At 62.0% G+C, this 13,346-nt stretch carries 10 protein-coding genes; 6 read left to right on the top strand and 4 right to left on the bottom strand.

The window, feature by feature from the left end:
• Positions 1–25: 25 nt before the first annotated feature.
• Both V8P77_RS10210 and V8P77_RS10215 read right to left on the bottom strand, forming a co-directional pair.
• The gene (locus V8P77_RS10210; protein ID WP_335912258.1) at positions 26–1,288 is read right to left on the bottom strand and encodes a DUF3422 domain-containing protein; all 1,263 of its coding nucleotides are present in this window, start codon (positions 1,286–1,288) and stop codon (positions 26–28) included.
• Between the two features lie 357 nt (positions 1,289–1,645).
• On the bottom strand, positions 1,646–2,932 hold the full coding sequence (locus V8P77_RS10215) for an ABC transporter substrate-binding protein (RefSeq protein WP_335912259.1): 1,287 nt from the start codon (positions 2,930–2,932) through the stop codon (positions 1,646–1,648).
• Positions 2,933–3,123: 191 nt separating this feature from the next.
• On the opposite strand from V8P77_RS10215, the gene V8P77_RS10220 reads away from it, so the two are divergent.
• The 6 genes from V8P77_RS10220 to V8P77_RS10245 are packed head-to-tail and all read left to right on the top strand — an operon-like array spanning position 3,124 to position 11,259.
• Complete coding sequence (locus V8P77_RS10220; protein ID WP_335912260.1) at positions 3,124–5,646, top strand: hypothetical protein; 2,523 nt, start codon at positions 3,124–3,126, stop codon at positions 5,644–5,646.
• 17 nt (positions 5,647–5,663) lie between these two features.
• The gene (bglB, locus tag V8P77_RS10225; RefSeq protein WP_335912262.1) at positions 5,664–6,758 is read left to right on the top strand and encodes a beta-galactosidase BglB; all 1,095 of its coding nucleotides are present in this window, start codon (positions 5,664–5,666) and stop codon (positions 6,756–6,758) included.
• Entirely contained in the window at positions 6,755–8,119 is a 1,365-nt protein-coding gene (gene pglB / locus V8P77_RS10230; protein WP_335912264.1) for a polygalacturonase PglB, read from the top strand. Before bglB ends, pglB begins: the two co-directional genes overlap by 4 nt.
• Entirely contained in the window at positions 8,107–9,213 is a 1,107-nt protein-coding gene (locus V8P77_RS10235) for an ABC transporter ATP-binding protein (protein WP_335912266.1), read from the top strand. Before pglB ends, V8P77_RS10235 begins: the two co-directional genes overlap by 13 nt.
• 2 nt (positions 9,214–9,215) lie before the next feature.
• Positions 9,216–10,211, top strand: a complete 996-nt coding sequence (locus tag V8P77_RS10240) for a carbohydrate ABC transporter permease (RefSeq protein ID WP_128406876.1) — start codon at positions 9,216–9,218, stop codon at positions 10,209–10,211.
• A 1-nt stretch (position 10,212) separates the two neighbouring features.
• A complete protein-coding gene (locus V8P77_RS10245) occupies positions 10,213–11,259 on the top strand; it encodes a carbohydrate ABC transporter permease (protein ID WP_335912270.1) in 1,047 nt (348 codons plus the stop codon).
• A gap of 250 nt (positions 11,260–11,509) precedes the next feature.
• Here the strand turns inward: V8P77_RS10245 and V8P77_RS10250 are convergent, their stop codons facing one another.
• Positions 11,510–12,586, bottom strand: coding sequence for a LacI family DNA-binding transcriptional regulator (locus tag V8P77_RS10250; protein WP_335912272.1), 1,077 nt, complete (start codon positions 12,584–12,586; stop codon positions 11,510–11,512).
• A 75-nt stretch (positions 12,587–12,661) separates the two neighbouring features.
• Positions 12,662–13,294, bottom strand: coding sequence for a TetR/AcrR family transcriptional regulator (locus V8P77_RS10255; RefSeq protein ID WP_335912274.1), 633 nt, complete (start codon positions 13,292–13,294; stop codon positions 12,662–12,664).
• Between the last annotated feature and the right edge of the window lie 52 nt (positions 13,295–13,346).

The following is a 13,346-nucleotide window of genomic DNA, read 5'->3' on the forward strand; positions in this document are numbered from 1 at the left end:
CGTGCGGTCATCGGCCAGCGTCGCCTCAGTGGCTCTCTGATGCGGGACCGTGAGAGTGGCCCGCAATGCTCTTGCGAACGTGACGAACTGCTGCCCAAACGGCGAAAAGCACGAGCGGGATGGCGCCGAGAACGGCGAGCTTCGACACGTGCGGATCGACCCCCAGTTCGGAAATGCTTTCGAGGCAGATTTTTGCGAGGCCGACGGTGTAATAGGTGATGGCGATGACGGAGAAGCCTTCGACCGCCTGCTGGATATGCACCTGGATGCGCGCCCGTTCTTCCATCGACGTCAGCAGCGAGGCGTTCTGATCTTCGAGCTGAACCTGCACGGTGGTTCTAAGCAGGTCTCCGGCCAGGCTCACGCGTTCGGCCAGTTCATCGAGGCGGCGTTCGGCGGCGTGAACCGCACGGACGGCCGGCTGAAAGCGCCGGTCGATGAAGGTGCCGATCCGCTGGCGCTGCTCGACGCGCTCTTCGCGCAGCTCCGACGATCTGCTCGCGACGATCTCGGCATAGGCTTTCGTCGCGCCGAAGCGGTGACGGGCGAGAGCGGAGAAATTGAGCACATCCGACGAGAGCTTGGTGACCTCGGAAAGCAGGGCCTTGTCGACTTTGACCGCACTCTGCATATGCGCGATCAGAAGGTCGAGGCGCCGATCGAAGACGGAGAGTTTAGACACCGTTTCGCGCGCCATCGGCAGCGCCAGCAGCGCCATCATCCGGTATGTCTCGATCTCCAGGAAACGCCTGACCATCCGGCCGGTGCGATAGGCATTGAGGTTGCGGTTGAAGAACAGGAATTCCACGAAGCCGCTGTCGGTCAGCCGGAAGTTCGAATGCACTTCCGCATCGCCGCCGCCGACCTGCGAGGCGACATAATCCAGCTTCGGTTTTTCCGGACGTTGTCCGTCCTTCTCGTCCCGCACGAGCACTCGGACCGCCGCGATGACCTTTCCGTCGATCTGACGGCAGCAGGCCTGAAAGGCTTCCGGCGGATTGCTGCCGGGTTCGGCCGATGCCGGGACGATGAAGGTCAGCGTCAGAAACTCGGTATGCGCCTCCCACTTCAGCCGGCCGTCGCCGAAACGGCCGATGCCGTGGTTGCCCTCGCGGGTCGTGGAGACGTCTTCCAGTCCCGGCAGGGAATTGGGCATTTGAGGAGGGGCATTGTCGCCGACGACGGCGACATGCCACACATCCGTGTCGCCGTCGAAGTAAAGCGACGGCCGCGCGTGGAGCTCGTTGTGAAGTTCCCTTCGCAGCGGATGCTCGGAGCCCATCGGCATGGAAATGCACCTCTATAGGGTAGGCAGCGTTGGGTCGCCGGATGTAGCCGGCTCGCCGGCATATGTGATTTGACCATGGCGCCTGAGAGCCAGCGAAGGCTGACAACGCCTATAACCTCTCTCGAACCGCGTGTCACCATACCTTCGCCAGTCGCCGCCGTTCCCAGCATCGCGCCGCGGAACTGGCGACGCTACCTTTCCTTGCGGCAGTTGTAGTGTGGTTCAGATCGCCGACAATTGGAAACCGATTAAAGTGTCGGAGAGGACGCCAGGCAGGGGCGAAAAACGATCAGCCACGGCCCGTTGCGAGGCCGTGGCTGACGCAGCGCGCAATCTGTGGGAGACAGGCGCGGCCGGTTACTTGTTGGCGGCGAGCGCCACGTTGACCTTGTCGACGTCCGCGCTCATCGCCTTGAAGGTGTCGTCGAGGGAAAGCTCGCCGACGATCAACTGGCTCATCCGCTGGACGATGAGCTGATAGATGGCGGAGGAGCCCTTGAGGCGTTCCAGGTCGCGGGCTGCCTTCGGTGCGCTGTTGCGGCTTGCGAGGAAGACGGCCATGGCATCCTTGGCGTTCTTGCTCTCGAGCTTGTATTGCGGGTCCTTGATGTCGGCGCCGGTCAGGATGACGTAGTTTTCGGCGATTTCACGCTGGACCTTTTCCGAGCCAAGGAACTCGATGAAGGCGGCGACGGCCTCCGGATGCTTGGTGCGCTTGAAGCCGACGATCGCGGTGCCGCCGGGCATCGCATAGCAACCGGCATCGCCGCAGGGCGCGCTGATCGCCGTCCAGTCGAAGGCGTCGCCGATCTTCTTCTGGAACGGATTGACCATCCAGTTGCCGGCGACATAGGTCACGACATTGCCGTTGACGAATTCGTCGCCCATGTTCTTGTACTGGGTTCCGCCGGCCGCACCCCACATTTCCTTGGGGAAAGAGCCGTCCTTCGTCCAGTTGTAGAGATCTGTGATGTAGCGCTTGGCGGCATCGTCGGGGAACGAGAACTTGCCGTCCTTGACGTAATTCGAGCCGTAGGAGAAGGCGGCGCCGGAGAAGCGATGGCCCGAGCGGTCCATCGTGAAGGGGATCTGGGCGCCGGTCGCCTTGGCGACGCGCGCCGAGGCTTCGACGATGTCCTTCAGCGTGGCTGTCGGCTTCGGAAGCGGTTCATTCGCCTGTTCGAAGAGCGTCTTGTTGACGAAGGGCAGGTTGAAGGTCTGCGACGCGACATAGCCGTTGATCGAGTTCGGATCGTTGACGCCCGGGAAGCGAAGCGTGTTCAGGCTCTCGCCATGCAGCTTGGCGAAGCCATCCGGGTCTTTCATCAAGGGGCGCATGTCGAGATAGTAGGGCGCCAGCTGCCAGTCGGTGATCTTGGCGATGTCAGGACCTTCGCCGATGGCAAGCTGTACCGGCAGCTGCTTGGCGACTGCGTCATAACCCGACGAGACGAAATTCACCTTGATGTCGGGATGCGCCGTCTCGAATTCCTTGCTGAGCGCTTCCATCCGCTCGACATAAGCCTGGTCGTCGTCAGTGAACAGAAAGGTGATCGTCTGGGTTTCCGCCATGGCCGCGCCGGCCCATGCGAAAGAAACGGTAGCCAGCGCCAGCGCGAGGGCTCCTGAAAGATAAGTCTTCATTTTCATCCTCCCATGAAAATATTTTCATTAATCGCGGCGTTAGCCATCGATAAATGAATTTCATATACTTGACATTCGCCCCGTCAAGCTATTTTCTGCGGCAATAGCGATGTTTTTGAGCAATTCGCAAAAATAGTACGCACAAATAATCTAATGAAAATATTTTCATAGGATTGCGGAGGAGGCGGTCTGTGAAAACGGAATGCATCAAGCAGCCGGACGAGTTGGCGCCAGCATACAGCGTGGCCGAGGGGCAGACGATCACGGCATGGGCCGTTTCCGGCCTTATCGCCAGCTATTTTCCCGGCGAGCCCGCGCCGGCCGAAGACCGCGTGAACTATCGTTTCATCAACGGTTTCGTCGATGTCGGCGACCTGCCCTGCCGCAAGGCCTTCTGGTCGACCATGGTGGGCCGCGCGCTCATCCCCGACACGTCCTGGCCGACCGAAAGCCTCTATCTTCCCGGCTCGAACCGCCGCGTCGAGTTTACCGGCTTCTGGCATGTGCCCACGCATGTCAGGCGCTGGCTGAAGGGCACGTTCAGGACGGAGACTGCGCGAGCGCTCAATCTCAGACTGAAGACCTGCGGCGGCGTTCGCATATGGGTCAACGGACAGGAGGCAGTGCGCTTCGAACCCTTCAAGCGCAACACCGAGAGCGCAACCGACATAAAGCTGGCGCTGGACGCCGGCGACAACCAGATTCTCGTCCACACCGAAGATCTCGCCGAGCGCGACACGACGTGGTTCTTCGAGCTCGAGATGCTGGACGGCGAGCCGCTTAGCGTGCTGCTGCCTGTATCGCTTGATCAGGATGAGGTCCGCGAGCTGGAAGCCCTTGCGCGCGGCGTTCGTCCGGCCCGCGACGTCTTCGTCAATCAGCCGCTGGAGATCATCTTCGGCACGGCACCCGAACGCGACTTGCCTGTCGAGATCAAGGTCGTCGGCCATGGCCACGAGCGGCCCGTTCTCGCGCATTCCCGACTGACGCTCAAGACCCATCAAAGCAGCCTCACGGCCGACGACGTCTGCGGCATTGCCGACGGTTATCACGGCATCCACATGACGATCGGCTCCGGGCCTGGCTCGGTCACCCGCGTCATCGATGCCGCCTTCATGAGCGGCATCTCGCCATTGCCGGCAGAGGCATCGCTTGCCGCGCGCAAGCGCCAGGCGCTGGAATACAGCGCCCGCTTCGGCGCCAACCGCGCCGGGCGGCTTATCGCGATGATGGAAACCGGCCATCACGACCAGGAAAGCTTCGACCGCATCATCGACGCGACGCTCGCCTCCATCGACGCGCGGGAGGATTGCTCGGATTTCATCATGGTGCCGCTGTTGTGGCTGCTCGGCGCCTACGGCGACCGGATGCCCAGGGCCACGGTCGACCGCATCCGCCATTCCGTTCTCTCCTACCGCTACTGGATCGATGAGCCGGGCAACGACGCAATGTGGTTCTGGAGCGAGAACCATGTACTCTGCTTCCATACGAGCCAGCTGCTGGCCGGACTTCTTCTGCCCGACGAGGTGTTTTCGGCCTCGGGCAGGACAGGCCGGCAGCAGGCGGAACTTGGCCGCGAGCGCCTCGGGCGCTGGTTCGACAGCGTCGAAGCCCATGGGTTGGCGGAGTGGAACTCGGCCGCCTATTACCCGATCGATTTCATCGGTCTCTTGGCGCTGGAGCGGTGGGCGGAGAGCGAGATCGCCGATCGGGCCCGCAGTCAGGTCGATCTCATCTTCCGCATGATCGCCCTTCACACGCTCGGCGGCGTTCCGGCAGGATCGCAGGGACGCGCCTACGACAAGGAGCTGCGCGCCGGCCCGCTGACTGAGCTGGCGCCCTTCGCCCAGGTCGCCTTCGGAACCGGGTGGCTCAACAACGGCGTCGCGGCACTGCCGATGTTCTGCGCCGGCAGTTACGAGCCCCCGGCCGATCTCGCCGAACTTGCTTCGCTGTCGCGAGGAAGAAGCGTCGAAGCGCGTTACAGCCAGGGGCTGGAGAGCGGAAAACTCGTGCTGTTCAAGAACGAGGCGGCGCAGCTTTCGACGGTCGTCGATCACAAGACCGGCCAGAAGGGACACCAGCAACACGTTCTGGATATCAGGCTCGCCGGCCATCCGATGGCAAGACTTTGGATCAATCATCCCGGCGAAGACGATCCCTGGGGCAATCAAAGGCCGTCCTATTGGGCCGGCAACGGCATCCTGCCGCGCGTCGCCCAGCATCGCGACGTCGCCCTCCTGATCGAGGATACAAGCGCCGCACGCCATGCATGGACGCACGCCTATATCGGCCGCGACGGGCTGGACGACCTCATCATCGAAGACAAATGGCTGATTGCCCGGTCGGGCAGGGGATTTTCCGCCCTCTGGGCGTCGAACACTCTGGAACTGATTGCCGATGGCCCGACCGACGGCCGTGAGGTGCGCTCCCACGGGCCGTTGTGCGGCTGGGCCGCCATCATTGGATGCGGCAACGGCGACGCTTTCAAGGCGTTCATCGAACGCCTGTGCCAGACGGCGGTTCTCTTCGATCCCGCGCTTCGGCGTCTTTCCCTGACGCCGCCGGGCGGCCCGGTGCTTTCTCTTTCCTATGCCGACGGTCTGTCGATCGGCGGCGAGGCGAGGCCATTCACCCACGATCAGCCGCACCCGATCCTCACACACGACAGCGCCGCACCTCATGCCGGCACTGACGGGCCGTTCTACTCCTAAAACAATAGGTTTCCCGCATGAACACAGCATCTGTCGATAACGCCGCCCTCCTGACGACGATCGATCGCGTGGCAACGGCTTTCAGCCGGCTCAGAGGCATCAAGGAAGGTCTCGTGACCGGAAATTCCGCCTCCGGAATCCAGTTCGACGAATGGGACTGGGAAGTCGGCGTCGGTCTCTACGGCTTCCTGCGGCGCGCCATTTCCGCCAACGACCAGAAAGCGCTGCAGGATCTCGTCGCCTGGTACGGCGCCCAGATCGAACGCGGACTGCCGCCGCGCCAGATCAACAGCACGGCGCCGATGCTGCCGCTGGCGATCCTTGTCCAGCATGTCGACCGTCCCGATTTTCGCGCGCTCGTCGAGGACTGGGCCGAATGGCTCGTCAAGGAACTGCCGAAGACCGAGGATGGCGGCTTTCAGCACGTCGTCAAGGAGCGCCTCAATGACGGCGAACTATGGGACGACACCCTGTTCATGGCCTGCCTGTTTCTCGCCCGGGCCGGCGTGCTCTGCGAGCGCAGCGAATGGATCGACGAGGCCGTCTATCAGTTCGTGCTCCACACCCGCTATCTCTCCGATCCGGTGAGCGGCCTCTGGTATCACGGCTGGACCTTCAACGGCCGGCACAATTTCGCCAATGCCTTCTGGGCGCGCGGCAATGCCTGGATCACCGTCGCGATCCCCGAGCTCTTCGATCTCGTGCCGACGCTCGCCGAGAAGGACCGCCGGTTTCTTTCGAATGTCCTGGTCAGCCAGGTGCGTTCGCTCAAGGCATACCAGCGGCCGGACGGTATGTTCACGACGCTTCTGGACGATCCGTCCTCGCCGCTGGAAACCTCCGCCACGGCAGGCATTGCCTACGGCATATTGCGCGCCATCGATGCCGGCATTCTCGACAAGGACGACAGGGCCTATGCCGAGCGCGCGCTTGCGGCCGTGCTGGCGCAGATCGACGAGGAAGGCGTCGTCCACGGCGTCTCGGACGGCACGCCGATGGGCCATGACCTCGATTTCTACCGGCGCATCCCCAACGTGCCGACGCCTTACGGCCAGGCGCTGACGATGCTGCTCCTGACGGAAGTCTTTCTCGAGAACGGCCGTCGCCAATGAGTGTCGCCTCCCTCGTCACAATCGAGGCGCTCGACGGCGACAATACCGACCGCCTGCAGGCGGCGATCGATCATCTTTCTGCTTCCGGCGGCGGACGCTTGGAGCTCCTGGCTGGCATCCACATCTGCCGGGGGCTGCGGCTGTGCTCCGGTGTCGATTTGCATCTTGCCGCCGGCGCCATCCTGCGTCCGGTTCCCGATTACGCGGCCTACGCGCATACCAGCGTTTCGGTGATCGCGGAAAAATCGGACCGCGGCATGATCGTCGCCAAGCATGCGCGGCGGATAAGCTTGACGGGGGAAGGGCGCATCGAAGCCGGCTGCGAGAGCTTCATCATCGGAGACGACGAGACTGTCGGAACCTTCATCCCGGCCGAATTTCGTCCCCGCGTCGTCGTCTTCGAGGGCTGCGACGAGGTCGAGATCAGCTCCGTCCATATCAGCCGCTCGCCGATGTGGACGCTGCACTTCGTCAACTGCACCGATGTTACGGTCCGGAACGTGACAATCGACAACGGCCGCCGCCTTCCCAATACCGACGGCATCGTGCTGGATGCCTGCCGCGGCGCCGTCATCGAGGACTGCAGGATATCGACGGCCGACGACGGCGTATGTCTGAAGACGAGTATCAGTCCTGATCGTGTCGCCATCGGGCGGTGCGAGAATATTCTTATCCGCCGATGCTCCGTTCAGAGCCTCAGCTGTGCGCTGAAGATCGGCACGGAAACGCACGGCGACGTCACCAATGTCGTGTTCGAGGATTGCAGCGTCTCATCCTCCAACAGGGCGCTCGGCATATTTTCCCGCGACGGCGGCCGGATATCGAACGTAAGGTTTTCGCGAATTGCGGTAGAGTGCCGCGAGACCCCCGATGGTTTCTGGGGCTCGGGGGAGGCACTGACGGTCAATGTCGTCGATCGTGTCGCGGAGCGCACGGCAGGCGCCATCGAAAATCTCATCGTCGAGGACATAACCGGTCGGATGGAGGGGGCGATCACCGTCATTTCGACCTCGTCGGCCGGCATCAGGAACGCGTCGCTGACGCGCATCGCCATTGATCAGCAGCCTGGGCAGCTTGGCACGGCGCGATCCTACGACCTGCGTCCGACGAACGCGGACCTTTCCCCGAAAGCCGATGGCGGCGGCCGTGCGAATGCCTGGACCCGCGGGTCGGACGGCCGGGTGATTGGTCTTGAGCACTATCCGGGAGGAATGCCGGCCGTCTACGTGGCGGGGGTTACCGGGATCTCGATGAATGAGGTGCGGATCACGAGGCCGACACCGCTGCCGCAAGGCTGGAACAAAAACGACGCCGTCTTCGAAACGGCGGCACCTGATGGGAGTGGGACATGGCAGAACTGAAACTTTCCAACGTCAACAAGTCGTATGGCTCGGTCAAAGTCCTGCATGACGTCGAACTCGATATCCAAGACGGCGAGTTCGTCGTCTTTGTCGGTCCGTCGGGTTGCGGCAAGTCGACCCTGCTGCGTGTCATTGCCGGCCTGGAAGAGGTCACAGAGGGCGCAATCGCGATCGGGGGCCGCGACGTCAGCGCACTCTCGCCGGCCGAGCGCAAGATTGCAATGGTCTTCCAATCCTACGCGCTCTATCCGCATATGAGCGTTCGCAAGAACCTCGCTTTCGGCCTGGAGAACCTGAAGTTCAAACGCGCCGAGATCGAGGCGCGGATTGCCGAAGCTGCCAGGATGCTGGCGATCGAACCCTATCTGGACCGGCGTCCGAAGCAGCTTTCGGGCGGCCAGCGCCAGCGCGTGGCGATCGGCCGGGCCATCGTGCGCGAACCCGACATTTTTCTCTTCGACGAACCGCTTTCCAATCTCGATGCGGCGCTGCGCGTCCAGACCCGGGCCGAGATCACCAAGCTCCACCGCGACATCAAGACGACGATGATCTATGTCACGCATGACCAGGTCGAGGCGATGACGATGGCCGACAAGATCGTCGTGCTGCGCGCCGGGCGGGTCGAGCAGGTCGGAGCGCCGCTGGACCTGTTCGACAGCCCGCGCAATCTCTTCGTCGCGGGCTTCCTCGGCTCGCCGCGGATGAACATCATCAAGGGCAAGGTCGCTGGCATCGAGGAAAGCGGTGTCGTCATCGATGTCGGCAATGGTGGTAAGGTCGTCAGCGATGTCGATCCCGCCGGCATTGCGGTCGGACAGGCCGTTCTCGCCGGCATTCGGCCCGCGCATTTTTCACGCTCCAGCGAGCAAGGCCTGCCGTTCATTGTCCAGTATCACGAGGGACTCGGCACCGAGACCTATGTCTATGGCAACCTTGCAGGGTATGACGAGCAGATCATCATTCATGAGGCCGGCCATTTCGCGCCGGCCCCTGGTGATCACATCCTGATCGATGCCGCCCCGGGGCGGGTTCATCTGTTCGATCCCGAAAGCGGCTTGGCTTTTGCCCGGCGGCCCGGACAGGGGAGGCGCTGACCATGGCGGCGCTCAAGGCAGGTGCATTGCTGTCCCAGGCGGGGGAAACGGCGATGAGGGTGGTCGAAGCTCCGATAAATGTGATCGAGCGCATCTTCGGCCGCAAGCGTATGCCATGGCTGTTCCTGGCGCCGAACCTCGTTCTGTTCGCTATCTTCACGTTCCTTCCGATCGCGATCGCGGTCGGTTACGCCTTCACCGGCGGAACCAATCTTTTCGTGTCGGAGCGCCCCTTCGTCGGCCTGGACAATTTCCGCACGCTGCTTTCCTGCGGCAATTATCTGCAGCCGGGAACCTGCCAGGAATCGCTGTTCTGGACGGCTGTGTGGAACACGCTCTGGTTCGTGGCCTTCAATGTCGTCGCTACATTACTGGTGGCGCTGATCACGGCGCTGATCCTCAACCGGGCGATCGTCGCGCGTGGCTTCTTCCGGGCGATGTTCTTCTATCCCGTCTTGCTGTCACCCGTCGTCATCGGCCTGATCTGGAAATGGTTCCTCGATCGCAACGGGCTGCTGAACGCTTTCTTCCAGATGATCGGCGTTCCCCCTGAAATCTTCCTGCTCGACGTCGGCTGGTCGCGCTTCTTCGTCGTGGTGGTGTCGGTCTGGTTTCACATGGGCTTTTACACGCTCATTCTGCTCGCCGGCCTCCAGGCCATCCCGAAGGAGCTCTACGAGGCTGCCTCGATCGACGCCGCTTCGCCGCGCCGAACGCTTTTCAGGATCACGCTTCCCCTTCTTGCTCCGAACCTGCTGGTCGTGTTCATTCTTTTGATGATCAAGTCCGTCCAGATCTTCGACGAGGCCTGGGTTCTGACCAATGGCGGCGGTCCAGGCACGGCCAACAGCTTCATCGTCCAATATATCTACCAGATGGCATTCGGCAGCGATCTTCGCCTCTTCGGACTGGCCTCCGCCGCATCGGTTCTCATGGGGTTGGTGCTTCTGGTTCTCACCCTCATACAGCTGCGCATCGGCAAGCGAATGGAGTCCTGAGATGAACCCGATCAGCTTTTTCACGCGCATACGCCGGGCCGGGCGAATCGATATAACCGACATATTGTCATGGGTCTGGCTGATCGGCGGAACCTTCGTGGTGTTGCTTCCGGTCCTCTGGGCGGGCCTCTCCTCGCTGAAGCCGGCCGCCGAGATCACCCGGTTTCCGCCGACGCTGCTTCCGCGGGCCGCCGTCGAGCAGACGGTGCCCGGCTTCGACAAGCCGCTCAGCCTCTGGCAGGTCACCGTCGACGGTAAGCCACGTGAAATGGCCATGGTCCGCCGCATCGGCCTCAAGGCCCAGATGGTCGATCCCGCAAATCCGGGACCACCCGTCAGCGTCGACGTCAAGGGGATGACGCCGGTGCAGAAGCTGACAGTCGCCACGCAGAATTACTCCGATCCGCTGACGCGCTTCAACTTCTTGACCTTCCTCAAGAATTCAGTGTTCGTCACCTTCGTCGCAACGCTGCTGACGCTCATCGTCAACGCCATGGCGGCCTTCGCCCTGTCGAAATACAAGTTTGCAGGCGACACGACTGTTTTCGTCATCATCATCTCGACGCTGATGATCCCGCTCGCGGTCGTCATGGTGCCGGCCTATCTCGTCATCGTCGGGGTCGGCCTTGCCGACAATCTCTGGGGCGTCATCCTGCCGACGATCGCCTCTCCGACGGCCGTCTTCCTGCTGCGGCAATACATGCTCACCATACCCGATGAACTGATAGAGGCGGCGCGCGTCGATGCGGCGAGCGAATTCTGCATCTTCTGGCGCATCATCCTGCCGCTGACGGCGCCGGCACTCGCGGTGCTGGCGATATTTTCGGTGCTCTGGCGTTGGAACGACTTCCTCTGGCCGCTGATCGTCCTCAACAGCCGTGAGAATTTCACGCTGCAGGTCGGCCTGAACGCATTCCAGGGAGAGTTCTCGGTGCAGTGGCACTATATCCTGGCGATGACGTTCCTCAGCCTGCTGCCTGTCACCGTCGTGTTCCTGTTCCTGCAGAAGTACATCACCACGGGCATCGCCGGAACAGGCATGAAGTGAACGGCGAGGCGTGGAGATAGACCTCCCCGCAATCGCCGAACGACCCATGCCACGGCTTCCTCCCGGCTGAGGCGCGTCGCATTGAACCTGGTTCATGCGGCGCGTTTCGGTTTTTGTCTTTGTCCAAAGCCCTCATTCGTCGGCCATCTTGTGACAAGCATCCTGACCGGCACCGAGGTTCCAACTGATCGCCTGGACCTCTCCAATTCCATCTACGAAATGCCGGAATACAGCATCACGCCCAGGACATCTAACGCGGCGGCGCGATGCTGCCGCGCAGGACAAGGTGGCATCCAAGTTCCAGGCGGTGGGCCGGCCGTTGCGGATCGTTGGCGATCAGCCTCTGTTCGATCAGCGCCAAGGCGGCAGCGCCGAGCCTGTCTGTGGGAACGCTGACCGTCGAAAGCGGCGGCCGGCTGAATTCGCCGGGGACGATATCGTCGAACCCGAGGACTGATATCGCTTCCGGCACGCGTATGTCGCGATCGGCCAGTGCCTTCAGGCAGCCGAGCGCCAGATTATCGGCGGCGCAGAAGACGGCGGTCGCTCCTTTCACCGTGGGATCGCGGTCGAGCAGCGCGTTGATCGCAGTCTCGCCGTGCCTGGGCTCATATCCCTCGGCCTCGACGATCATATCGTCAGGCATCGGCAGCTGCGCGGCGAAATAGGCATCGGAAAAGCCGTCATATCGGCGCTGGATCGTCGTGCGGCCCTTCCAGGTCAGGTGCAGGATGCGGCGATGCCCGAGCGCCAGCAGGTGCTCGATGCCGAGCCGCGCTCCGAAACGGTTTTCGGGGGTGACCGTATCGACCAGCATGGCGGGATCTTCGCCGTTGACGATGACAACAGGCATATCAGGGGAGGCGAGGCTTCGGATCAGTTCCGGCTGATCGTCGTTCAGGACCACGATGCCGTCGGCACGTTCCGAGAGTGCAATCTGCCTGACCTGAGCGCCGTCGATACGCCGACCGGTGCTGACAAAGGGTACGATCCTGATGCCGCGACGCTCGCACTCCCTGCGAAGACCGTTGAGGATCGTCCAGCTCACCAGGTTGAGGTCGCTCTCCGGTGCGGCATCGTCGGGAATCGCAAGAAGCAGGACGCGCAAGGCCGCGATCGTCGCCTTCTTCCTCCGGCGGTCGAGGTAGCCTAAGCGTTTGGCCGAATCCAGCACCCTTTCGCGTACCTCGATCGTCAGCGGTGCGGTTCCGTTGAGCGCGTGCGAGGCTGTGCTCAGCGACACGTCCGCATCGCGCGCGACATCCTTGAGATTGACTTTGCGTTCCACTTTTTCCGTCACGAATTGAGGTCGTGCCTTCGAGGGCATGGCTAACTCGATGGTTTCACATAAAAACTTGAGAAAAGCCATGTGCCTGGCGCGGTATTTTCCGTTATTCGGCGATCAGTGCGGTTTGGCAAGCAGGCCATTGAGCAGCAAATCGAAATAGGCCCGCAGGAAGGCCTCCTTATTGGGGGTGGGCACGCGTCGGTCATCGAATATCAGCCGCAGAACGGTCGTCGTCAGGATCGGTGCGACCACGATTTCGGAGAATTCCACCGGAATTTCGCGAAACTCTCCCGACGCCACACCCTCCAGAATGAGAGCGTCGACCTTGGCGATGATCGGCTCAATGAACTGATCGTGGTGGCGGTCAATCAGGTCGGGGAACCGGTGTCCTTCGGCTATGACCAGCCGCGTCAGCTCGCGAGTCGTGCGATCCTCGGCGATTTGTTCGTAGAGCAGGCCGAGAATGGAAAGCAGCCGGTCGGTAGCGTTGCCGCTTAGGCCCTCCGTGATCCCCAGCAACTCGTGAAACGGCACGGAGAAATGGTTGATCATGGCTTCGAAAAGCTTCTCCTTGGTCTCGAAGTAGACGTAGACCGTACCCTTGGTGACGCCGACCCTGTCGGCGATGTCTTCGACGCGCGTGCCGGTGAAACCGCTTCTCACGAATTCCTCGAAGGCGGCATCCAGGATCTGGATGGGCCGCAGCGCTTTCTGTTCCGCGCGCGTGATCTTCTTCTGAACTGCCATTTGCCTCGCCTCCCTAGTTGCGCACGCTCTCGTCCCTGCGGCACAAAGTTTC

The sequence above is a fragment of the Rhizobium aouanii genome (assembly GCF_037002925.1).
Classification (GTDB): domain Bacteria; phylum Pseudomonadota; class Alphaproteobacteria; order Rhizobiales; family Rhizobiaceae; genus Rhizobium; species Rhizobium aouanii.

What these genes read in the sequence shown, in the direction of transcription:
- V8P77_RS10210 (WP_335912258.1), bottom strand. Translation starts at nt 1,288, where the DNA reads ATGCCGATGGGCTCCGAGCATCCGCTGCGAAGGGAACTTCACAACGAG.
- V8P77_RS10215 (WP_335912259.1), bottom strand. Translation starts at nt 2,932, where the DNA reads ATGAAGACTTATCTTTCAGGAGCCCTCGCGCTGGCGCTGGCTACCGTT.
- bglB (WP_335912262.1), top strand. Translation starts at nt 5,664, where the DNA reads ATGAACACAGCATCTGTCGATAACGCCGCCCTCCTGACGACGATCGAT.
- pglB (WP_335912264.1), top strand. Translation starts at nt 6,755, where the DNA reads ATGAGTGTCGCCTCCCTCGTCACAATCGAGGCGCTCGACGGCGACAAT.
- V8P77_RS10235 (WP_335912266.1), top strand. Translation starts at nt 8,107, where the DNA reads ATGGCAGAACTGAAACTTTCCAACGTCAACAAGTCGTATGGCTCGGTC.
- V8P77_RS10240 (WP_128406876.1), top strand. Translation starts at nt 9,216, where the DNA reads ATGGCGGCGCTCAAGGCAGGTGCATTGCTGTCCCAGGCGGGGGAAACG.
- V8P77_RS10245 (WP_335912270.1), top strand. Translation starts at nt 10,213, where the DNA reads ATGAACCCGATCAGCTTTTTCACGCGCATACGCCGGGCCGGGCGAATC.
- V8P77_RS10250 (WP_335912272.1), bottom strand. Translation starts at nt 12,586, where the DNA reads ATGCCCTCGAAGGCACGACCTCAATTCGTGACGGAAAAAGTGGAACGC.
- V8P77_RS10255 (WP_335912274.1), bottom strand. Translation starts at nt 13,294, where the DNA reads ATGGCAGTTCAGAAGAAGATCACGCGCGCGGAACAGAAAGCGCTGCGG.